The following is a 23,790-nucleotide window of genomic DNA, read 5'->3' as shown; positions in this document are numbered from 1 at the left end:
CAATAACCGACGCCGGCCCGTGATCCGGCGTCAGCCATTCACCACCGGGTCTGTAAGGCTGCTGAAAGCAATGCGCTCTATATTCAGCAGCCGCCGCAGACGGATAACCGGGACCACCCGGAGACACGCCTGATGAGCGAGCTTTTTTACAACGCTGTGCCAAACGCGACCCGCGTGGCGCCGCCACTGCCCGAACCTCGGCAATACCCCAGCGAGAAACCGTCGCGGGTCTACCTGTTCGGCACGTGTGTGGTCGACCTGTTCTACCCCGAAGCCGGGATGGACGCGATCCACCTGCTGGAGCGCGAAGGCATTCGGGTCGAGTACCCGCAAGGGCAGAGCTGCTGCGGGCAACCGGCCTACACCTCGGGTTACACCGAGCAGGCGCGGACCGTGGCGCGCTCGCAACTGGCGCTGTTTGCCGGGGATTATCCGGTGGTGGTGCCGTCGGGTTCCTGCGCCGGCATGCTGCGTGAACATTACGCCGACTTGTTCAAGGACGAGCCGGAAACGCTGAAACAGGTACAGGCCCTCGCAGCCCGCACCTATGAACTGGCCGAGTTTCTGCTGTTCGTCTGCAAGGTGCAGCTCAAGGACAGCGGCGAACCGGTGAAAGTCGCGCTGCACACCTCGTGTTCGGCACGCCGCGAAATGAACACCCACCTGCACGGCCGCGAGCTGTTGGCGCAGTTGAGCAACGTGGAACGGGTCAACCACGACCACGAAAGCGAATGCTGTGGCTTCGGCGGAACATTCAGCGTCCGTATGCCAGACATTTCCGGGGCGATGGTGGCTGACAAGACCCGGGCCTTGAAGGAATCCGGCGCGCATCAGATTCTCAGTGCCGACTGTGGCTGCCTGATGAACATCAACGGCGCACTGGAGAAACAACGGGAAGCGCTGCGCGGGCAACACCTGGCGAGCTTCCTCTGGCAACGAACCGGAGGTGCGCAATGAGCACCTCGACGATTATTCCTACGGTCGCCGTAGAAGAAGATTTCCGCACCCGGGCGCACAACGCCCTGGGTGACCAGCAGCTACGGAACAACTTCCGCACTGCCATGGACTCCCTGATGACCAAGCGCGCCGCCGCTTTCAGTGATGCCCATGAACGAGAACATTTGCGCGCACTGGGCAATTCGATCAAGGCCCGCGCATTGTCCAAATTGCCCGACCTGCTCGAGCAACTGGAACAGAACCTGACCCGCAACGGTGTGACAGTGCACTGGGCGGAAACGGTGGACGAAGCCAATGGCATCGTCCTCTCGATCATCCGCGCTCACGAGGCGCGGCAAGTGATCAAGGGCAAATCGATGGTCAGCGAAGAGATGGAGATGAACCATTTCCTCGAGGCTCGGGACATTGAATGTCTGGAGTCCGACATGGGGGAATACATCGTCCAGCTCGACCACGAGAAGCCTTCACACATCATTATGCCGGCGATCCACAAGAATGCCGGTCAGGTCGCGTCCTTGTTCCACGACAAACTTGGCGTGGAGTACACCAAGGACGTTGACCAACTCATTCAGATCGGTCGCAAAGTCTTGCGGCAGAAATTCTTCGAAGCCGACATCGGCGTCTCCGGCGTCAACTTCGCCGTGGCTGAAACCGGCACCCTGCTGCTGGTGGAAAACGAAGGCAACGGCCGCATGACCACCAGCGTGCCGCCGGTGCACATCGCCGTCACCGGCATCGAAAAAGTCGTGGAAAACCTGCGCGACGTGGTGCCGTTGCTGTCCCTGCTGACCCGCTCGGCACTGGGCATTCCGATCACTACCTACGTCAATATGATCTCCGGTCCGCGCAAAGAGCCTGAACTCGACGGCCCGCAGGAAGTGCATCTGGTGCTGCTCGACAACGGCCGCAGCCAGGCCTTCGCCGACAGTGAATTGCGCCAGACCCTCAACTGCATCCGCTGCGGCGCCTGCATGAATCATTGCCCGGTGTACACCCGCGTCGGCGGCCACACCTATGGCGAGGTCTACCCGGGACCGATCGGCAAAATCATCACCCCGCACATGGTCGGCCTGGCGAAAGTCCCGGACCACCCGAGCGCGTCCTCGCTGTGCGGCGCCTGCGGTGAAGTGTGCCCGGTGAAAATTCCGATCCCGGCCATTCTGCGCCGCTTGCGCGAAGAGAACGTCAAAGCGCCGGACTCGCCGCATCAAGTGATGCGCGGTCAGGGCAGCAAGTACTCGCGCAAGGAACGCTTGATCTGGAACGCCTGGGCGAAACTGAACAGCTCGCCGACGCTGTATCGCCTGTTCGGCTTCTTCGCCACCCGGCTGCGCGCGCTCACGCCAAACAATGTCGGCCCGTGGACGCAAAACCACAGCGCACCGAAACCCGCCGCTCGCTCACTGCACGACATGGCCCGCGAGCATCTGGCCAAACAGGGAGATCGTTGATGAGCGCCAAGCAAAACATCCTCGGCAAACTGAGGAAAAGTCTGACGGGCACTACGCCAATCGCCGACAACTTCGATGTCGATCTGGTGACGCAGCCTTACACGTACAGCGCCGAACAACGCATCCCGCAACTGCGCAAATTGATGGAAGCGGTACACACCGAAATCCATCTGACCTCGGCTGAAGCATGGCCGGCGCTGCTCGCGCAATTGCTGCGGGATCGCCAGTTGCCGAGTCTGCTGATCGCACCGACGACGCCGCACGGGCAACGCATCACTCAACACTGGGCGAACAATCCCGGGCTGCCTGCACTGAAATCCTACGACCGGCCGGTGGAGGAATGGAAAGCCGAGCTGTTCAACGACACCCCGGCCAGCCTCACCGGCACCCTCGGCGCCATCGCCGCCACCGGCAGCCTGATTATCTGGCCAACGCGTGAAGAACCACGCCTGATGAGTCTGGTGCCGCCGGTGCATTTCGCCCTGCTCAAGGCCAGCGAGATACGCGACAACTTCTACCAGGTGCAAGCGGAATTTGAATGGGCGCAAGGCATGCCGACTAACGCGCTACTGGTCTCCGGGCCTTCGAAAACCGCCGATATTGAACAGGTGCTGGCGTATGGCGCGCACGGTCCGAAAGATTTGGTCGTGCTGATTGTGGAGGATCAATGAGTCTTCCTGCCGCTTTCCTGCGTGATGCTGAGCAACTGATCCCGGTCGAGCGCCGTTTTGACGATCCGTTATCGACTCTGGCCTTCGGCACCGATGCCAGTTTCTATCGATTGATTCCGCAACTGGTGATCCGCGTCGAGTCCGAAGACGAAGTCGTGGCATTGCTGAAACTGGCACAGCGCGATCATGTTCCGGTGACCTTCCGCGCGGCGGGTACCAGTCTGTCAGGGCAGGCGATCAGCGATTCGGTGTTGATCGTGCTTGGGGATAACTGGAACGCCCGCGAGATCCGTGGCCAGGGCATGCAGATCCGTCTGCAACCGGGCGTTATCGGTGCGCAGGCCAACGCCTGGCTGGCGCCGTTCGGACGCAAGATCGGCCCAGACCCGGCGTCGATCAACGCCTGCAAAATCGGCGGCATCGTCGCCAACAACGCCAGCGGTATGTGCTGCGGCACCGCGCAAAATACCTATCACACCCTGGCCGGAATACGTCTGGTGCTGGCCGACGGCACGCGCCTCGACACCGAAGACGCGGCCAGTGTCGCAGCGTTTCGCTCAAGCCACGGCGAGCTGCTCGAACGCTTGGCGACATTGGGCCGCGAGACCCGCGCCAATGCCGAACTGGCCGCACGAATCCGCCACAAATACCGTCTGAAAAATACCACCGGCCTGTCGCTCAACGCCCTGGTGGATTTCGACGAGCCTGTGGATATCTTGAGCCACTTGCTGGTCGGCTCCGAAGGCACCCTCGGCTTCATCAGCGCGGTGACCTACGACACCGTTGTCGATCATCCGAACAAAGCCTCGGCGCTGATCGTCTTCCCCAATGTGGAAACCTGCTGCAACGCCGTCACCGTGCTGAAAAGCCAACCGGTGTCCGCCGTCGAATTGCTCGACCGGCGCAGTCTGCGCTCGGTGCAGGACAAACCGGGCATGCCCGCTTTCGTACAGCAACTGTCGAACAATGCCTGCGCCTTGCTCATCGAATCCCGCGCCGCATCTTCCACGTTACTGCAGGAACAACTGGCGCAGATCATGGCGTCGCTCAGCGGTTTCCCCGTCGAGAAGCAGGTCGACTTCACCGAGGATCCTGTGGAAAACGCCCGGCTGTGGGCGATCCGCAAAGACACCTTCCCCGCCGTCGGCGCCGTGCGCAAAACCGGCACGACGGTGATCATCGAAGACGTGACCTTTCCGGTCGAGCAACTGGCAATCGGCGTCAATCGCCTGATCGAGCTGTTCGACAAACATGCCTACGACGAAGCGATCCTTTTCGGACATGCCCTGGAAGGCAATCTGCACTTCGTTTTCACCCAAGGCTTCAACAACCCGGAAGAAATCGCACGCTATCAAGCGTTCATGGACGACGTCGCGCAACTGGTGGCGGTGGAATTCGGCGGCTCGTTAAAGGCTGAGCACGGCACCGGGCGCAACATGGCGCCGTTCGTCGAACTGGAATGGGGCAGCGACGCCTATCAGTTGATGTGGCAGCTCAAGCGCCTGCTCGACCCTAATGGGATTCTCAACCCGGACGTGGTCCTCAGCGAAGATCCGCAGATCCACCTCAAGCACCTGAAACCGCTGCCCGCCGCCGACGAGATTGTGGATAAGTGCATCGAATGCGGTTTCTGCGAACCGGTCTGCCCGTCGAAAGGCCTGACATTGAGCCCACGCCAGCGCATCGTCATCTGGCGCGATATCCAGGCGAAAAAACGCGCCGGCATCGACACCCGCGAGCTGGAAGAAGCCTACGAGTACCAAGGCATCGAAACCTGCGCGGCGACTGGGCTTTGCGCACAACGCTGCCCGGTCGGCATCAATACTGGCGAGCTTGTGAAAAAGCTCCGCGGCCGACACGCAACCCATCAGAAAACCGCCGACTGGATCGAAGGACATTTCGCCAAGACCCTGCAAGGCGCACGCTTCACCCTGCATGTCGCCAACGGTGCGCGGATGCTGCTTGGCGCACCGCGTCTGGCAAAGCTGTCGGCGACCCTGACCCGTTTGTCCAAAGGCCAGGTGCCGCTGTGGACCAACGCGATGCCGCAACCGGAAAAAGCCATTCGCTTCAGTCCGAACGTCGCAGACGAGCGCCCGCGCGTGGTGTACCTGGCCGCGTGCGTATCACGGGTCATGGGCCCGGCGGCGGGCGACAAAGAGCAAATGTCGCTCTACGACAAAACCCGCGGGCTGCTGGAAAAGGCTGGTTACCAGGTGGTGTTCCCGGACAACCTCGACAACCTCTGCTGCGGTCAGCCGTTCGCCTCCAAGGGCTACGCCGAACAGGCCGAACACAAGCGCCAGGAACTGATCAGCGCATTGCTGCACGCCAGCCGCGGCGGGCTCGACCCGATCTATTGCGACACCAGCCCGTGTACGTTGCGACTGGTGCAGGACGTCGGCGAATCGCGCCTGGATCTGTACGATCCGGTGCGTTTCATCCGCACTCATCTGGCAGATCGCCTGGACTTCACTCCACAAGACGGACCAATTGCCGTGCACGTGACCTGCAGCACCCAGCATCTAGGTGAAAGCCAGGCGCTGATCGAGCTGGCGCGCAAGTGCAGCAAAAACGTGGTCATCCCCGAAGGCATTCATTGCTGCGGGTTTGCCGGCGACAAAGGCTTCACCACACCGGAGCTGAACAGCCACTCGCTGCGAACGCTCAAGGATGCGGTGCAACAATGCAGCGAAGGCATTTCCACCAGCCGCACGTGCGAAATCGGCCTCACCCAGCATGGCGGCATCGACTACCACGGACTGGTCTATCTGGTAGACCGGGTGACCCGTGCAAAAGCCGTCTGAAGAAAAATAGAACCCTTGAGCGAGACGGCAGTCCACAGAACAAGCCCCGAACAATCGGGGCTTTTCCTCCATTCGGTGGCCCATCCCACGGTCAGCGAAGCCTGGATCCCTCAGTTCAAGGAGATACACATGAAGCGTTCTGTACTGTTAGGTCTGTTCGTTACTGCCTCGATGATGGCCTCCACTTCGTTCGCCGCTGACAAGCCAGCCGATCTGTGTGATGCCAATATTCAGACGATCAACAATTCCAAGGCGCAGTTGGCGTCTAAACCAGAGCTGGTGCAGCGTGCTGAGACCAGCGTGGCCAGAGCCCAGTCGCTCAAAGCCGAAGGCAAAATCGACGACTGCGTCGCGGAAACCTCGCAACTCATCGTGGAAATGCGCAAAGCCACCGGTACCAACAATTGATCAGCGCCGGGCCAACCTGCGGGTTGGCCTCGCAGGCTGATTGACGTACACTGTGCAGGCTTGTTGCTCAAACAGATTCACTGAGCAATGAGTTCGGGGCCGTTTAGGATTCGACGCCGGTTGCGAAACTCTAGGTGCATGCCGACTTGGTAACAGAAGTCGTAAATCCACTGTTGCAACTACTTATAGTTGCCAATGACGACCAATACGGTGTTGCTCTCGCTGCTTAATTGCAGCTGACAATGCTCCTGGTACCTTCGGGTCCAGCAATCATCAGGGGATGTCTGTAAACCCGAAATGATTGTCATATAGAACAGAATCGCCGTGCAGTACGTTGTGGACGAAGCGGCTAAAACTTACACAACTCGCCCAAAGCACCCTGCCCGTCGGGTCGCTGAGGGTTAACTTAATAGACACGGCTACGCATGTAGTACCGACAGCGGAGTACTGGCGGACGGGGGTTCAAATCCCCCCGGCTCCACCAACTCATCATCTAAAGACGTCCATGGACGTCTTTTTTTGTGCCTGAAATCCAGTGAATTGTGGGGTTTGAGGTAACGGGTCAGATGGCCCTGAACTCATCCTACAATTCGTATATTCCAGACTTTGATAGAATTGTGATCAATCCTTTCACCCTTATCGAAGTGCTAGCAAGCACTTCAGGTAACGTCGACTGCTATCCTCCTTTTTCGATTCCCGCCTATCCTGACTGCCGTTGGGATAGCTTTATCGCTCCTGGAATGGCTTCCGGCGCCGATCCGGACTCGAATAAACGGCAGAAGCTGGACACGAGGCAGGCACGCTTGCTGCCGGCATAAATTCATTTCTTTATCTGGCTGATCGAAAACACAGGCTCTGTTCCTGCGCGGTCTGCCGTTCCTCCTTGTTAGGCGCCTCCCCCTAGAGTTAGGAGCAATTCCCGCCCGACATTTTCGCGTACGCAAGGGCGCGTGTATCGCTATGCAGAGACTCTGTAGATCAAAAGTTGCTAATCAGCCGACGGACGTGACTATACGGATCGCCCCAAGGCTAATACTGTACATAATTACAGCATCAAGACCGAGCTTTCCAACGCTTCTGGATCTATTTGCTTACTCTTCAATACACTAGCTCAGCTAGCTCCCTACTAGATCAGCACAGGGCTGCGCTGAGGCGAGATTACTCGGGTTTCAAACCGGCCAAGGAGCTCAATATGTGGGTACCACCAAGCGAAGCCCCAGGCTTAGCCGAGGAAGTATTTCTGAATGAATTCAAAGATATAACTGAATTCGACACTCTTAAACCAGTACAGCAGCTAGGCGGCCCAAGCCATTGCGTTTGCTTGCAGAGCAATCCATTATCCACCACTATTGCCCCCTCGACGCTCGCCGAGCTACCTCTAGTCAGCATGCCGAGTAAGCATCCAGCATCAGTGGCGAAAAAAGACCACCATCGTGCTGCCATTAGTGGCGCTAGCCAAGGGCTTCGCGAGACGCTCCCTACCCTGAAAACGACCGTATCCGGGCAGGAGCCCATGAAAAATTCTGAAACCCTTCCCGCCTTACCCACCCACGGACAACCTTTGATGTTCGCAGATCTTTTTGCGGGCTGTGGAGGGCTATCTCTAGGTCTATCGCTCGCAGGGCTAAACGGCGTTTTTGCCGTCGAACGGGACAAAATGGCATTTTCTACCCTTTCGGCAAACCTGCTCGAAGGGCGTAATGTGCCTGTACCTCAATTCGAATGGCCCGATTGGCTGGAAAAGAAAGCCTGGGGTATCGATGAAATTCTTGAACAGCACCCAATTAAACTTTCCGAGCTCAAGGGCAAAGTGCATGTACTTGCAGGTGGACCTCCCTGCCAAGGATTTAGCTTCGCAGGGAAGCGACTAGAGTCCGACCCCCGAAACCAACTATTTGAGAAATATGTGGAGATGGTCAAGGCTATTCAGCCAGCGGCCATTGTCCTGGAAAACGTACCGGGCATGAAGGTCGCGCATAAGGCCAAATCTTGGAAAGATGAACTTGGCTTAACAAAAGTGAAGCCCGACTCTTACTATGACAAGCTTGTCGAAAGCCTGAATAGGGTTGGCTATCAGGTCCTCGGAAAAATAGTGGACTGCTCACTCTTCGGTGTTCCCCAGAGGCGCCCACGCCTAATCGTAATAGGGATCCACAAAGATCTCGCTCGCCATCTCCGTGGCGGCGCTAACAGAGCTTTCGAGCTTCTAGAGGAAGCAAGAATCAAACAACTGCAGGAGCTTGGTCTTCCAGAAATTGTGAGTACTTCGGACGCTATTTCTGACTTGGAAATAAAGCACGTTGGGACCAGCCCATGCACTGATCCTAGCTCTCGCACCGGCTTTCTGGAGCTCGGATATAAGGGACCTAGGACACATTACCAAACCCTCATGCATCAAGGGAGCGACGACTCTATGGACAGCGTGCGCTTAGCAAAACATAAACCCGAAATCAGTGAACGGTTTATGAGGATCATTCAGGATCCCGAGTCCGTTAGGGGGGGAAAGATGAGCTTGGCCCAAAGGACAAAATATGGCCTCAAGAAGCACCGCATCTGCCTAATGCATGAGGAAACTCCTGCACCGACCATAACAACTTTGCCCGACGATGTGCTCCACTACAGCGAGCCAAGAATATTGACCGTCCGAGAGTCTGCACGCCTACAGTCCTTCCCCGACTGGTTCAAATTCCGAGGTAAATTCACCACCGGGGGGAGCCAACGTACTAAGGAATGCCCGCGCTACACGCAGGTAGGCAACGCTGTTCCTCCTTACCTTGCAAGAGCCATTGGTCTCGCCATCGAGTTGGTACTAAAAGAAGCCATGGCTATAGCTAGCCAAGAAACGATCAATGAGCCAGAACAAGAAATCTTAGCCATAGCTTAAAACATAGGAGTCGAGGGGAATGGATAGCACCCAACTGGAAGGGGCGCGCTACCCCGCAGCCCTTGTCGACTGGGCCGGCCATCACTCGGGGGGAGTGAAGCGGCTTTTAGACAACGAAAGCGGGCAGCCCAACAAACAATTATTAAGGACAAGCCTTCTGGCTCGACTCGAAGTATGGACAAAAAAGCTTCCGGCCGACAGCAAGACCATCCCGAGGATTATCCTTTTGGTTGGCGGACCAGGTAATGGAAAAACCGAAGCGATCGAATCCACAATCCACTGGCTAGATGCGAGCTTATGCTGTGAGGGACGGCTCATCGAAGAGCTGTCAAAGGCGTTCCACCCATCCGCCGGCTTCAAAGTCCCACGAATGGTAAGCGTCGATGCTGGAAGCCTTTCGAAATTCGATAGCAACCTGAGCTTGGATATAGTTCAGGACGCCACTTCTACAGCTGGTCACGAGGTAAGCACTGCACCAGCACTCCTTATCGAGGAGCTTGGCAGGCTTCTGGATGGGCCACCTTCCCAAGCTTATCTATGCTGCGTTAACCGGGGCGTCCTTGATGATGCATTGATCCATGCTATCGATAATAATCTGGAAAGTTCGCGCGCCATACTCGAGGCTGTTACGAGGGCTGTAAGCCTGGCGTACGATGCCCCGTCATGCTGGCCACTCGAAGGCTTCCCATCGATTGCGGTCTGGCCAATGGATGCAGAGTCCCTACTAGTCAAGCCTGACGATGTGACTTCAGCGCCAGCGGAAATCCTCATCGGCCAAGCCACTGCATCCGAAATGTGGCCCGTAAAGGGAGCATGCCCAGCGGGCGAAAAATGCCCCTTCTGTACCAGCCAGGTCATCTTAGCCAAAGACGAGCACCGAACTGCGCTACTAAAGATTTTACGCTGGTATGAGCTAGCCAGCGGCAAGCGTTGGAGCTTCCGTGACCTTTTCTCTCTTACCTCGTACTTGTTGGCTGGCCACCACCCTGTAGTTCATGACTCAGCAAGACACACACATCAATCAACACCTTGCCAATGGGCCGGAAACTTAGTCGAACTTGACCGCAAGGCAGCAGGCACTAAAAAGCACAACCGACAAACACTCACTGCGATTTTTCACCTAGCAACGTCAAGCTACCAACATGCACTGTTCCATCGTTGGGACAAGGATGCAGCGACCTCGCTCCGCCGTGATCTCAAGGATTTAGGGCTCGAGAAGGAGCTAGATGCCGAAGCTGGGCGAACCCTTATGGGGCTTGTGCATTTTCTCGCAGAAAGAAAGGCACATTACCTACCGGCTACAATTGCGCCATTGCTGGAAGGCCTCGTCGAGACCTTAGACCCAGCATTCGCAAGTCCCGACAGTCAGGTCGCCGTAAGTAGCCAGAGCATGATTAGCCTAGGCGACCTCGACATTCGCTTTAGTCGCTCCCTCGCCGGCGGAATAGAGTTTGTCAGCAAATATAGAGTGTTATCGCGAAACGAGATTGAGCTACTCAAGCGACTTTCGGATGCAGACGAAATGCTTTCTATGCCAATTGTCCGAAGAAGGAGACCCGTCGCAGCCAGTCGTGTTCAACGTTTACTTCGTGACTTTGCTTGCCGCCTAGTCCGCAGAAGCATTTGCACCCGAACGGCAGTAGTTGCAGATTTCAAGATCCTCCAGGCTTTCCAACTGGTCGTCGAAGAGAATGACAAGCACCAGCTTTACGAGGTTGTGCAGCAAGTGAAGGGTCTGCTGAATACCGGTCAGGAATTCGAGGTGTCGCTAACCACCACATTTGGACAACCACTTCCACCCAAGCAACGTCAGGCGACATTGGTTGTGCCTCTACGTCAGGTCAGGATGCTGCCCCTGAACACTTCAGGGCGACCTCGCTCCCCAATCTGTTACCTCGGGGTCGGCCATGTGCAATCGGCGCAACCAATCCCTCTTACCTATGACTTGTTCAAGGCAGTGAAGGAGCTGGAAAGGGGGCTATCCCCCGCCTCTCTCCCTCGTACAGTATTGGCCCTGTTGGATACAACAAAAGCTCGTCTCTCTGGTTCCATTGTCCGGGATGAGGAACTTCTCGAGCATGCCAAAATTCGTATCGGGTCAGATGGCACTGTAGTAGCTCGTTCATGGGATGGCTTAGTTGCGAGCAAGGAGGATGTCGTATGAGCCTTATGGAATTCAAGCAAGCACCTTGGCGCTTCTCCAATAGCATTTATCAGAAGTCGGCTCTAGCTATGAGCCCTGCGCCGGAATACGCAAGCTCAGAGGTCCTGCTGGCCTCGCTCTACCGGACGATAGGCTTTGAATCAGCAAGCGAAGGCAGCGTGCCACAGGCGGGACGTGATCTAGATAGGCGCATACAGAAGCTTCGAGAAAAGAGCCAACTACCGCCAAGTGGAGCGGTGATAGGCGTGGACGCTTGGCATACCGTGCTTCATGGGATATTGGAGAGCCCGAAACTTCCTAACCAGTCTTCCAAACGCTTTGTGCAGGTTACTCCTCTCGTACCAGGAGCGGCGATCTTCTCCGGCTCCGCTCGGCTCAGTAGCAACTCCTGGCCTGCCGGCAGCTTGATACGCCGCATGGTCTGCCTGGGCTCAAAGGATCAGGAATCAGCGCAGCGCCTTTGGAAACATCTCTTTGACTCTTTAAGTGTCAACGATACAGACGACTTCTTCGCCCGCTGGCTTGAGCAGGAGACATCGTCGTGGAATCAAGGCGCAGGTACATGGTCACTAGCGCGGATCCCGGAAGAGGAAGCGACAACACTTACGGCGTCCGACTTTCAGGAAATTCACTTCCTGCCAGCCAGACGATTTGCCAAGGACCTGCAAGCGATCATGCAGGCGAAAGACTCCATGACTCGCCGGCAATGGACTAGTTTATTAGAGGCTGTGTTGCGCCTTGGAGCAGTCTCCCATGTGACATGGTTATGTGACGTCCACGCGAGGATTTGGAGCTGTCTCTCCGCAACACTTACCGAAGGCGCGGCACCTAACGAGAAAGAGGTAAGGATCGCAATTTTCCCTGAAACCCCGCAATACATGGCTTACGGAGGAAAGGCTCTTCAAGGTATCAAAGACAAGGTTTCCAGCTACCTAAACGCCAGGCTGGGGATCAATACGCTCCTTTGGTCACTTAAGCAAATAGGAACCCCCTACGAGGGCGATTTCTCCTCAAGTAAAGGAATTGCCGCACTTTGTCAGCATATCCAAAACCATAGAAATGCCCTCCTTCGCGCAGGGACTCTCGAAACCATTATCGATATACGCGAGCAAGAAGCTCGCGCGTTGCTATGCAGGAAAGGCATCGGCTCGAATCTGCTGGAGTTCGCGAGGCACGCGCTAGGGCAGCGCCAGACTGCAGTCCCGTTGCTTAGGGGGTATGACCAAGGATATATCCTCAAGAAGAAAGGTAGCAGTCCATCCAGTCCATGGATCGTATCCCTTGGACCTGTAGCTGTGTTGGCTCTAGTCCACTGCGCGCTCGCCGGGATGGGTGGCCCTCGCTCAATCCACAGACTAGGGCTGCACCTCGAAGCCTACGGCGTTACCGTAGATAAACACGAAATAGCCAGGAATGACTTGGGGCACCAGCTAAGGATGCTCGGTCTTGTGCTCGATAGCCCAGATGCCGAGAGCGGCATGCTGCTATTGCCACCGTTCCACACGAGCCAAGTCCTTCAGGAATACGAACATGAATAAACTCGCAAACTGGCTCGCATCAATTGTCCGTGAAAAAGCTTTGGGTGCAACACAGGGGCTTAGCGGCAAAAAATTTGAGTATCGCCTGATTTTCCGCGGCCCCCCCCTTGAGATTCTCGAGCAAGTCTACGAGGAGCTCGCTCGTGATGGGGGGATTCAAGTTATGTCTGGAATAGACGGCAGTATGGTGACTCTACCAGTACTGCTCCAGTATCCAACTGACCAGATGAGTAGCCATAAGCTTCGTATCGGGGAGTCTGGCAAGTGCGATAACGACCACTTGCTGGATGTACGAAATGATCCAAATAATTCCAGCTTCGTAGCCCTAGTTCCTGCGGGCCAGCACAACAACCTTTCGATCGAGTCTTCAAGTGATGTCTTCGGCATGAGTGCCAATCTCGAAAAATGGTGGGACGATGGTTTTGTGCAGCAATCGGTAAATGAGGCATTGCTCGTCGCAGGTATCGTAGATTCGCAGAGAGACGATGCGAAGCAATTAATCCGTGCAGCTGCAAGCTCCATCGACGAAGTGGATCCAGAACACGCTAACCACGCAGCTTCATGGCGCATGCTATCTCGCTTATTTTCGATAGAGACCGCCCAACTACATCTCTCACCTGGAGATGCGCTTGCTCTGGCATGCGGTCTCCCTCCAATGGCAGACAATGGGATCTCGTCGAAGGCACAGCTCTCCGTCATAGCTAAAATTGCAGATGAGCTGGCTGATGGGTTCAAGACTGGTATTGAACGCCTAGCAAACGGCGCCCCTGACGACATCGCTCAAGCTCTTCGAGAGTTGCTCCTCCACCTTCAAGTAGGCTGCGACGTCCCTACTGCCTTTGAACGTGCAACCCAGGCGTTTTATTTACCAGGGAAAACCCTAGCGCTAGTTTCTCCACCCCTTTGGTGGACGCTGCTAACTATAGAGCAATGGACTTATCTGCTTGCCGAAGAGCCCGATGAAGTCATCGGAGAGATCAGCATTCGATGCACAAATAGTATTATTCCCGCAACCAAGGGCTTACCGGCGATCGTGCGTGACAAGGTGGGGCTAGCCATCTATACGAGCGAAAGCGGTCAACCAGAAGAGTTTCTACTGACAGGGGGTTCCTATGGTAAGGCGCCAACTCCGTTACTAGCAGCCTCTAGCGGAATTAATGAGTACACAGATCTTCTCCCTCCCGCACACAAGACCCCCATAACCTATAAGGTCACCTCTACGGGGTGCAAGCCTGCAAGTATCCGCGTCATTTCCTTAATAAATTGGAAGCCAGGGATACTGGTAACCTGCAGGCTGGCGACAAAACTGTCGCCGCCTAAGAAACCTAGTAAAAAGACTGCAGCGATGGACTGGGAGACATCCCTTTCGCTGCCTGGTTCGGGTCGATATGAACTGCGTCTCCACCTGTCACCAGGAGCAACCATTGGCAACGTAGAGGGCATGCCGGACGATGCTACTGAACTAGAAGGACAGCAACAATCTCTCGACGCGCGCCTCGTAGGAGAGGATGAGTATCTAGTAGAAGTGGAGCCCGACGGTAAGTATCAACTAGATATAGCCTTCAACCTCTTGGGTGAGACCTCCCCTCAAACCTGCAGAGTTTACCTTGCTTGCGATGAGGCAAAGGAGGAAGGTTGCCGGAGCGAGTTCGAGCGCCTAATAAAGCTGAACCGCCGACATCTTGAAAAATTTGATACAAAGGCCGTTGTCCATCTGGACCGGAATGCGCGCGCCTCAAGCTTGCAGTCTTGGATACTTGAGGAGCAGAACGTAGCCAAATCGTTCAGACCCCTAGTGATAGCAGATGACTACGTATCTAGTTGGGTTCCACCCAACTGGAATGCCGATAATGGCCCCATTCTCTCGCAAGGCCGCTTCCTGCATGACCCGCGTCCCAACACCCTGAGTTTCCAGCCACCAAAGGGCTTCGTGGAAACTCGCCAAGAGATTGCAAAATACATACGAGGCGATGACCAGTCGGGGCTCATCGAGTCTGCGACGCTAGGAGCCTGGCTCTCGGAGGATACTGAATTTCGCGTACTCGCCGAAACCTATCTCGATGCTTATATGTCTTGGCTCGACACCGACCCGGACATTGCTTGTTGGATAGATACCGTTGCGGTCTGCTCGCTAGAACTCGACGGACGAACCCTGAGTAGAATTCCAGAAGCCATCATCCTTTCCCCGCTTCATCCATTGCGACTTGCATGGCATTGTCTTGCCCAGAAAATCCTACGGGATGAGGTGGAAGGCGACTCACCCTTGCCTTGTCCGGCGGCAAGTATTCTTGACCCAGATTGTGTTCCCGACCTGCTGACCATCTCGCTTCAGTCTCCGAGTGGCGTTGAGCGGATGGACTTCCTGTCCGTCGAATGCAGTTCCGACTACTGGTCTGTCCTTTGGAATGGCTCTCGCCTGGGCCAGCTACCAGCCCGTACCCGACGCCCCCCATTCGACAACACCTTCGGCCTAACTGTCGGCGGTATCTCAAGCGGATTCAGCCCCGCTCAGGTTTCGCGCGCACTCGACGATGTAACCAACCTTCTTGCAGCTAAGCCCATTATCAGTCTAGTAGTTTCTAGCGCAGGTGGTACTACTGATGCCTGCAACGAAGGTTTGACTAACTGGTGTACAAAGCGGTTCGGTAACGGAGGCGCGAACACACCTATGCAAAGCGTAGGTGCAAAGATTCTGGAAGTTTTCGATACTAGGCTTTCAGGAAGACCTGACCAGGCTACGATCGCGAACCTCTCCGAGGACACCGATAACCACGTTCGCTGGTATGACAAGCAACCGTTAGGCGCCACGCCGGATCTAGGCATCATTGCACAACTGGATTCGGCAGAACCTGGCTCCAAGGATGTAGGCATGCTCTCACCGATGGGTGTTGGTGGCCTAATCAGACACAGAGTCAGGCGTCAGCTTCAAGGCTCATTCCTAAGTGAATCCCGTCAAGGCCGGCAGATGCCTCCCTCTGGCGAACAATTCGCCGACAAGGTTTCAGCATGCATGCTTATGGTTGAAAGGATGAGGGACAGTAAGGTTGGACTGCAGTTCTCGCCTAGCGTCCACGCAGTGTCCGACATGCTTAAGGAAAACAGCGCCGGCTATGTTGCAGTCTCGTCTTCTGCAATTGACCCAGCTTGTTTTTTGGGTGGCTGGATCGAAGGCACTTACCTGTGGGACTACGACCTGCCTTCGTATTCCCATCGCGCAGGCGATACCAGCGGCTACTACCTCTTGTCGCAGGTCAAGCAAGCCGATCGTGATGCCTTACGCCGTGTTCTGAAGCCCCTTCCAGGATGCGACAACTTAGACGACTCAAAGATCGAGCAGATTCTTCTAGAGGTCGCTAGAAGAGGAATTCCCACCGTTCGCGGTCTCTCCGGTGACGATACAGGTGCTACAGGTGACCTGGGTCTATTCCTAGCGGTCCGACTACTTCAAGACCAGTTCCGGACCGAAGGAAACCTGAACAGCTTGTTACCAGTGCTCGCGGGTTCGCCAGACGAAATCACAATCGCAATAATCGTCCCCGTCGACCCGTTCAGAGGTTATCTAGCTGACCTTGCCCGCTCTCTCGGCAAGGAGCGCAAAGACACCTCCTTTTCACGCCCCGACTTGCTTGTCATCGGCGTGCGAATCAGCAGCGACAAAGTCCATCTGCATCTGACGCCCATAGAGGTCAAGTGCCGCCAAGGAAGCGTGTTCGGAGCCACCGACTCCGTCGAAGCCCTTTCTCAAGCCAGAACGCTCTCAAAACTCTTGCAAGCCATCGAGGAACGCGCCAATAAATCTTTGGCATGGAGCCTGGCCTACCAACATCTACTACTCTCGATGATTGGCTTTGGCTTACGAGTCTACAGTCAGCACCAGGCAGTAGAGGGGCAAGCTACCCGCTGGGCTGGGTATCACGAGCTAATCGCCGCAGCCATCCTCGATCCTGACTCGAGACCTAGTATAGATTTACGGGGACGACTTATCGTCGTCGACGAATCGAGCCTGAGCGGCCCACATAATCGTGACGGCGATAATTTCGACGAGACGATTGTCATTTCAAGCAAGGATGCAGGTCGTATCGTATTAGACAGTGATGCGCAGTCGTTCTACGACGCTGTGCGTGCCAAGGTGGGTGATTGGGGATTATTGCCTCCCCTGCTTGCCCACGAGACCAGTTCGCTTCCTATCGACAGTTCTGCTGCGGAAAGCGAACAATCGATAATTCCAACCAACGCGGCCGTTGTGCAGCTAATCAGTGAAGAACCATCCTCCAGCAATTCAGGTGGAGAGATCGCATCTTCCTTGACTCCTGACGAGTTAGGCAGCGGAGTAATCCTTTCCGTAGGTAAAACAGTTGATGGTTTCGAGCCAAGACAGCTCCGTTTGAACATATCCGATACTCGACTCAATCAGTTGAATATCGGTGTGGCGGGAGACCTCGGCACAGGCAAAACCCAATTCCTCAAGTCGCTTATCTTGCAAATATCCAGTGCCAGCAATGCAAATCGTGGGATAAAGCCACGTTTCTTGATCTTCGATTATAAGAGCGACTTTAGTAGCCCGGATTTCGTAGAGGCGACTGGGGCAAAGGTGGTGAAGCCCTACCACCTGCCTTTAAATCTCTTTGATACCACCGGAATGGGGGAGTCCTCGGCACCATGGCTGGATCGGTTCCGATTTTTCGCAGATGTCCTCGACAAGGTGTATTCGGGCATAGGTCCAGTGCAGCGGGATAAACTAAAAGCAGCTGTTCGTAACGCCTACGAATCAGCTAACGCTCAAGACCGCCAGCCTACGATCTACGATATCCACGCGGAGTACAGAGAAATACTGGGTGGGAAGTCAGACGCGCCGATGGCGATTATTGATGATCTGGTGGACATGGAGGTGTTTGCAAAGACCAAAGGTGAGACAAAACCTTTCGACGAATTCTTCGATGGCGTCGTGGTGATATCCCTGAGCTCCATGGGACAAGATGACCGAAGCAAGAACATGCTCGTCGCCATCTTACTGAATATGTTTTACGAGAACATGCTCAAGGTGCCCAAACGAGCCTTTACAGGCACCGACCCACAGCTCAGGGCGATCGACTCCTACCTATTGGTGGACGAAGCCGACAATATCATGCGCTACGAATTCGACGTTCTACGCAAGCTATTGCTACAGGGTCGCGAGTTCGGTACTGGCGTGATACTAGCATCTCAATTCCTTAGGCACTTCAAGGTCGGAGCAACCGACTACAGGGAACCCCTGCTGTCCTGGTTCATACACAAGGTACCTAACATCACTCCTGCCGAACTGGGAGTCCTCGGCTTTACATCCGACCTTGCTGAACTGTCGGAGCGTGTGAAGACACTGCCTAATCATCACTGCCTCTATAAGTCTTTCGACGTGTCAGGGGAGGTAATTCGCGGCCTACCTTTCTATGAACTGATGAAGGAAAGGAATGAAAGCCCAGCCTAGGATCTCTCGACATGGAGGTCGGACATGACCGACTTCCTCTCCCCTAAAGAGCGGTCAGAGAGGATGGCCCGAATCAAGGGGAGTAACACTCGCCCAGAAATAGCACTGCGTAAAGTGTTGCACAGTCTCGGCCTGCGCTACCGTCTGAATGGGGCTGGCTTGCCCGGCAAGCCCGACCTTGTGCTTCCTAGGCACAAGGCCGTGGTGTTCGTCCACGGATGCTTCTGGCACCGGCATTCCGACTGCAGCATAGCTACAACACCGAAAAGCAACACGGCATTTTGGGTGGAAAAATTCGAGAAGAATGTCGCTCGGGATAACCGAGTGACGGCGCTCCTCAACGCTACCGGCTGGAGAGTGTTCGTCGTCTGGGAATGCGAGCTTGGATCTGCGAGAAAGGCACGGGCGACTGGGGAGCGAATAGCGGAACTGATACGAGAAAAAAAAGGATTTTGAGAACGACCCAAAGGGACAACCCCATCCAAATCTCGGAGACCGTCATCCGCCTGAACACTTGCCGCCACTAACAAAAACGAGCACGCCACAAACTTTTTATTCAACCGCATGGTGATTCTCCGCATAACGACAGGCGAACGGAATGAGCTCACGCCGCAAAGCTCTTGGGGTAAGCGCAACAAACAAGCAGGATTAAGACGGGTCAGCGAGATCTGGCTGACCCGGACATGCTGTAACCGGTGGCTAGAACGCCATCGCAGCCTAACTAGAGCAAATTGTTCTTTTGCAGGAATTCTTTGGACACCCCCTCAATAGACTCCCGCCCCACATCAACCCGTGAGTTAAGCCCTGCAATCGTCTCATCATCCAGCTTGGAAGAAAGCGCATTCAACAACTCCCCAACCTTCGGATTCCCCTCCAAAACCTCAGTACGAATAACCGGCGTCAGCGCATAACCAGGAAAGAACCCCTTATCGTCCCTCAACACCAAAAACCCAAACGCCGGAATCCGTCCATCCGTCGACAGCACCAACGCCAGATTCACCTGACCATCCCTAAGCGCCTGATAAGTCAGTCCGCCATCCATCCGCACAATGTTCTTCCGCTCGAATTCAAACCCGTACTCCTCCTGAAGCGGCCGCAGCCCATCGGGCCGTGAGAAGAACTCAGCATTCGACGCAAACTTGTACGACTTGCCCGCTGCGACGTTCTTCGCGAGATCGCTGATCGAGACGATGCCACCCTTCTCAGCGTCCACTTTGCGCATGGCCAGTGCATAGGTGTTGTTGGCCTTGGAAGGATTCAACCAAGTGATGCCCTTTTGCGCATCGAGTTCGCTGATCCTTTCGTAGGTTTCCTCGGCGCTGAGTTTGTCGGTGATTTTGTTGTAGGTAATCAGGGACGTGCCGGTGTATTCCCAGTACACATCGACCTGTCCGTTCTCCTGTGCGGCGCGTAATACCGACGAACCCAGGTCCGCGCGTTTATCGACCTTGTAACCATTAGCGCGGAGAAGTTGTGCGGTCATTTCGGCGACCAGTTGCTGTTCGGTAAATTTCTTGCCGCCGACTACGATTGTGCTGTTGGCTGAAGCGCTGCCGATTACGCCGCAAATGAGACTAAGGCTTATGACCAGACTGGTGAGCATTCGATAAATCATCGTGCACCTCATGTTATTGATTTAGTGAAGGGTGTTCTGACTCATTCGCGCCCGGCCATTCGCAAGCCCCGGGAGACTGCAATGTGTTGAATCACTCCGCAGCCGAGGTCGACGGCGATGGCAAGGAGCGCGGTCGATACGGCGCCGGCCAGCATCATGCTGAAGTCGTTTAGGTCGACGCCGGTGAAGATCAGCTCGCCCAGCCCGCCGCCGCCGACCAGGAAGGCCAGTGGTGCAGTGCCGACGTTGATTGCCAGTGCGGTGCGGATGCCGGCGAAGATCACGTTCAGCGCGTTTGGGATTTCGACTTTCCACAGCGTCTCCCGCGGCGTCATGCCCATGGCCTCGGCTGCTTCGACCAGATGCTGGGGCACCGCGCGCAAGCCTTCATAGGTGTTGACCGCGACGGGCAGCAAGGTCGCGACGAACAGGCCGATGATGGCCGCGCCGCTGCCAACGCCGATGAAGCTCATGGCCAGGGCCAGCAGTGCGAGTTTGGGGATTGCCTGCCCGATGTTGAGCACTTGCATGCTGGCCATGGCGTAGCGCTGGTTCGCCGGTCGGCTCATCCAGACGCCCAATGGAAGCGCAATGGCGATGGCCAGCGCGCCGCTGACGGCGACGATCTGCAAGTGCTGGAGCGTCAGGTAGCTGATGTCGCCCCAGTAAAACTGCAGCCCCTGCCAGAATCCGATGAGCAACTCAGGCATGATCAGTTCACCGCCGGGTTAATGTTTTCAACCAGTCGCGCCAGGATGTCAGCCTGGTGGACATAGCCGACAAAGCGGCCGTCGCTGTCGTTGCACGATGCCCAGTCCTGGCCGCGGCCCAGCAGTTGCGAGAGCACCTGGCGCAGGTCGTCTCCAGGCCGAACGATGAGGTGCGAGTGCGCAGCGATGCCGCTGGTGCTGCCGACGACCTGCATGTGTTCGCGCGGCGCGATCTTGCTGACGACATCCGCGGCACGCAGCAGGCGCAGGCGTTTCATGATCCGGTCGCCGCCCATGAAGTTCGCCACGAAGTCGCTGTTGGGCCGGGCGAGCAAATCATCCGAGCTGCCGAATTGCTGGATTTTGCCGTTGTGGAACAGGGCGACGCAGTCGGCCATCTTCACCGCTTCGTCGATGTCGTGGCTGACGAACAATACGGTCTTGTTGACGAGGCGCTGGATGCGCATGAATTCGTCCTGGATCACTTCGCGGTTGATCGGGTCGATGGCGCCGAAGGGCTCGTCCATCAGCATCACTGGCGGGTCCGCTGCCAGGGCCCGCGCCACGCCTATGCGCTGCTGTTGACCACCGGACAGCTCGCACGGGTAGCGCTTGAGGAATTTCGCCGGGGCCAGCGCGACCACTTCCAGCAATTCTGCCGCGCGCTTGCGACTTTTGTTCTTGTCCCAGCCCAGCAGGTTCGGAACGACGCAGATGTTTTCCTCGACGGTCATGTTCGGGAACAGGCCAACTTGCTGGATCACGTAGCCGATCGAGCGTTTGAGGGTGACGCTGTCCAGTTCGGAGGTGTCGCGCCCGTTGATTCTGATCGTGCCGGAAGTCGGTGTGATCAGTCGGTTGATCATTTTCAGCGTGGTGGTTTTGCCACAGCCGGACGGCCCGAGCAGTACGCAGATCTGTCCCTCTTCAACGTTGAAGGAGACATCTTCCACCGCCGTGATAGCGCCGAATTGCTTGTTCAGGTTTTCGATCTGGATCACGTCGTCGCTTCCTTCATTCGGCCGGTGGCCAGTTTGTTCTTGTTCAAGCCGTTTGGCGTCAGCAGACGCTGCAAGCCGTACAACGCATAGTCGGCGGCAATGGCGATGACGCTGATGACGATGGCGCCGGCCAGCAACTGGCGGGTATCCGATTGGGCGATGCCACGAATGATCAGGCTGCCCAGGCCGCCGGCACCGATGTAGGCGGCAATGGCGGCGATGCCGATGTTGATCACGGTCGCCATCCGCACGCCCGCCATGATCAGCGGCACCGCAAGCGGCAGCTCAACCTTGCGCAATCGCTGCCCGGTCGACATGCCCATGCCGATCGCAGCTTCGCGCAGCGCCGGATCGATGTTGGCGATCGCCGTGGTGGTGTTCCGGATGATCGGCAGTTGGGCGTAGAGAAACAGCGCAATGACCGCCGGCACCACGCCGATCCCGTAGCCAATTTGCGACAGCGCCGGAATCATCAACCCGAACAGCGCCGCAGAAGGAATGGTCATCAGCACGGCAGCGAAGGCCAGGACCCAGCGGCGCGTCCTCGGGTGCTGGGAGATGGCGATGCCGACAGGCACGCCGGTCAGAATCGCCAGCCCCACCGCTATCGCCACGATGAGCAGGTGCTGGCCGAGCAGCAGACTGATCAGCCCGCCGTTTTCCAGAATGAAACGCAAGGTTTCCATGAGGGTTGTGCCTTCTGTACGTCATCTGTTGTTTTTATCCGGCGCGCATCTGGATTGAACGCCGTGTCTGCAAAAGACCTTACCGCGCCGGTGCGGGCACTCTGAGCTGCGGGCTCGACGTTTTCTATCAAAAAATCGACGTTACGCAGAAAGCCAATCCGCCGTTCAGCGCGTTGGGTGCGGGGCAACAGGCGGGTCGCTGGTGACAGACGTGTACGGTAATACGCCAGCCAGACGGGTCATTAGCCGGCTAAGGGATTCGCCGACTGGAGAGATTCGAAGGTTTTGCGCGGATACATTCTGTAAACGAAATCAGGAGTGAGCATCATCAAATTTCCGCCGCTCCTCTCCCGGCGTGCATCCCCAGACACGACGGTAGGCAGCGCCCAGATGGGAGGCCGAGACGAACCCGCAACTGTAGGCAATCGACGCAATGGGCTGCGTGCTCTCACGCAACAATCGGCGCGCTTCGTTCAACCTGAGTTCCAGATAGAACTTCTTCGGAGTCCTACCAAAGTGCTGATGCCACAGGCGCTCGAGTTGACGATGGGACAGATTGCAGCGGTCGGCGATTTCTTCGATGCCGACGACGTTCTCCAGATTGTTCTCCATGAAGGCGATGGCGGCAGTCAGCCGGCGATCATGAATGCCGAACCGCCACTGGATCGACATACGCTGATGCTCTTCCGGCGCGCGTATCCGCGCGTGGAGAAATTGTTCCGCGACACTCGCCGCAAGCGGGTTGCCGAAATCGAGCGCGATCTGCGCCAGCATGAGGTCGATGGCCGCCGTCCCGCCGGCGCACGTCCAGCGGTTGTCATGGTTGACGTACAGCTCCCGGGTCACCTCGATCGTGGGAAATTCTTCGGAGAACTGACCGAAGGATTCCCAATGCAACGTACATCGCTTGCCCTCCAGCAATCCCGCGCGGGCGAGGATGAACGTACCGGTGCTCAGTGCGCCGACGGTGATCCCGCGGGATGCCGCACGTTGCAGGTAGCGCAGCATTTTTGGTGGTTTCTGATGCTCGGTATCGAGGCTGGCCAGGACGAATACGCGATCCAGTTCCGGGGCCTGATCGACGGCCACGGTTTGAATTTCGATGCCACTGCTGGAACTGACCGGTCCACCCGCCTCCGTTAGCAACGTCCATTGATAAAGCGTTTTGCCGGACAACCGGTTGGCCGCACGCAAGGGCTCGCTGGCACCCGCCAGGGCCATCATCGAGAACTGAGGAAGGATGAGCAGCCCGATTCGCTTGGTTGTACCGTTATTCACAGACATCGCTGAATCATGGGGGGCTGTCATCGCCAGATCCTTTCATGGGGGCCAGCCGTTTGAGCGAACGGCTTTGACCCGCCATGTTAGGGGTTGGACACGCATCCAGCCAGATTGAAAGTGCGTACTGCTTTTGCCGAAGTGCGCAGACAAATC

At 56.3% G+C, this 23,790-nt stretch carries 15 protein-coding genes and 1 other RNA gene; 11 read left to right on the top strand and 5 right to left on the bottom strand.

Going from position 1 to position 23,790, the window contains the following annotated elements:
• Nucleotides 1-132: 132 nt before the first annotated feature.
• From ACYYKW_RS05615 to ACYYKW_RS05565, 11 genes are all read left to right on the top strand, one after another.
• Nucleotides 133-957: a (Fe-S)-binding protein gene (locus tag ACYYKW_RS05615; protein ID WP_093104809.1), complete on the top strand. Its 825-nt coding sequence runs from the start codon at nucleotides 133-135 to the stop codon at nucleotides 955-957.
• Nucleotides 954-2,408, top strand: a complete 1,455-nt coding sequence (locus ACYYKW_RS05610; protein WP_464989628.1) for a LutB/LldF family L-lactate oxidation iron-sulfur protein — start codon at nucleotides 954-956, stop codon at nucleotides 2,406-2,408. The genes ACYYKW_RS05615 and ACYYKW_RS05610 overlap by 4 nt, the downstream gene beginning before the upstream one ends.
• Complete coding sequence (locus tag ACYYKW_RS05605; RefSeq protein ID WP_464989627.1) at nucleotides 2,408-3,079, top strand: LutC/YkgG family protein; 672 nt, start codon at nucleotides 2,408-2,410, stop codon at nucleotides 3,077-3,079. Before ACYYKW_RS05610 ends, ACYYKW_RS05605 begins: the two co-directional genes overlap by 1 nt.
• Nucleotides 3,076-5,886 carry an FAD-binding and (Fe-S)-binding domain-containing protein gene (locus tag ACYYKW_RS05600; protein WP_464989626.1) on the top strand — a complete coding sequence of 937 codons (2,811 nt, stop codon included), beginning with the start codon at nucleotides 3,076-3,078 and terminating at the stop codon, nucleotides 5,884-5,886. The genes ACYYKW_RS05605 and ACYYKW_RS05600 overlap by 4 nt, the downstream gene beginning before the upstream one ends.
• A 129-nt stretch (nucleotides 5,887-6,015) precedes the next feature.
• Entirely contained in the window at nucleotides 6,016-6,294 is a 279-nt protein-coding gene (locus ACYYKW_RS05595) for a hypothetical protein (protein WP_093104826.1), read from the top strand.
• A gap of 95 nt (nucleotides 6,295-6,389) precedes the next feature.
• Nucleotides 6,390-6,778, top strand: a transfer-messenger RNA (tmRNA) gene (gene ssrA, locus ACYYKW_RS05590).
• A gap of 708 nt (nucleotides 6,779-7,486) precedes the next feature.
• Nucleotides 7,487-9,178, top strand: a complete 1,692-nt coding sequence (locus tag ACYYKW_RS05585; protein ID WP_464989625.1) for a DNA cytosine methyltransferase — start codon at nucleotides 7,487-7,489, stop codon at nucleotides 9,176-9,178.
• 19 nt (nucleotides 9,179-9,197) lie between these two features.
• Nucleotides 9,198-11,342: a hypothetical protein gene (locus ACYYKW_RS05580; RefSeq protein ID WP_464989624.1), complete on the top strand. Its 2,145-nt coding sequence runs from the start codon at nucleotides 9,198-9,200 to the stop codon at nucleotides 11,340-11,342.
• Nucleotides 11,339-12,880, top strand: a complete 1,542-nt coding sequence (locus ACYYKW_RS05575) for a hypothetical protein (protein ID WP_464989623.1) — start codon at nucleotides 11,339-11,341, stop codon at nucleotides 12,878-12,880. Before ACYYKW_RS05580 ends, ACYYKW_RS05575 begins: the two co-directional genes overlap by 4 nt.
• A complete protein-coding gene (locus ACYYKW_RS05570; protein WP_464989622.1) occupies nucleotides 12,873-18,344 on the top strand; it encodes an ATP-binding protein in 5,472 nt (1,823 codons plus the stop codon). The genes ACYYKW_RS05575 and ACYYKW_RS05570 overlap by 8 nt, the downstream gene beginning before the upstream one ends.
• A 24-nt stretch (nucleotides 18,345-18,368) precedes the next feature.
• On the top strand, nucleotides 18,369-18,800 hold the full coding sequence (locus tag ACYYKW_RS05565; RefSeq protein ID WP_394598974.1) for a very short patch repair endonuclease: 432 nt from the start codon (nucleotides 18,369-18,371) through the stop codon (nucleotides 18,798-18,800).
• A 265-nt stretch (nucleotides 18,801-19,065) separates the two neighbouring features.
• Here ACYYKW_RS05565 and ACYYKW_RS05560 read toward each other — a convergent pair whose 3' ends face one another.
• From ACYYKW_RS05560 to ACYYKW_RS05540, 5 genes are all read right to left on the bottom strand, one after another.
• Complete coding sequence (locus ACYYKW_RS05560; RefSeq protein WP_464989621.1) at nucleotides 19,066-19,947, bottom strand: glycine betaine ABC transporter substrate-binding protein; 882 nt, start codon at nucleotides 19,945-19,947, stop codon at nucleotides 19,066-19,068.
• A gap of 53 nt (nucleotides 19,948-20,000) precedes the next feature.
• Nucleotides 20,001-20,669, bottom strand: a complete 669-nt coding sequence (locus ACYYKW_RS05555; protein WP_464989620.1) for an ABC transporter permease — start codon at nucleotides 20,667-20,669, stop codon at nucleotides 20,001-20,003.
• Between the two features lie 2 nt (nucleotides 20,670-20,671).
• Nucleotides 20,672-21,670 (bottom strand): ABC transporter ATP-binding protein, encoded by a 999-nt coding sequence (locus ACYYKW_RS05550; RefSeq protein ID WP_464989619.1) that lies wholly within the window; start codon nucleotides 21,668-21,670, stop codon nucleotides 20,672-20,674.
• A complete protein-coding gene (locus tag ACYYKW_RS05545) occupies nucleotides 21,667-22,356 on the bottom strand; it encodes an ABC transporter permease (RefSeq protein ID WP_090281322.1) in 690 nt (229 codons plus the stop codon). Before ACYYKW_RS05545 ends, ACYYKW_RS05550 begins: the two co-directional genes overlap by 4 nt.
• Before the next feature lie 312 nt (nucleotides 22,357-22,668).
• Complete coding sequence (locus ACYYKW_RS05540; protein ID WP_464989618.1) at nucleotides 22,669-23,664, bottom strand: GlxA family transcriptional regulator; 996 nt, start codon at nucleotides 23,662-23,664, stop codon at nucleotides 22,669-22,671.
• Nucleotides 23,665-23,790: the final 126 nt, after the last annotated feature.

This window comes from Pseudomonas sp. 15C (assembly GCF_055484735.1).
This window is presented reverse-complemented; position numbering and strand designations above follow the sequence as displayed.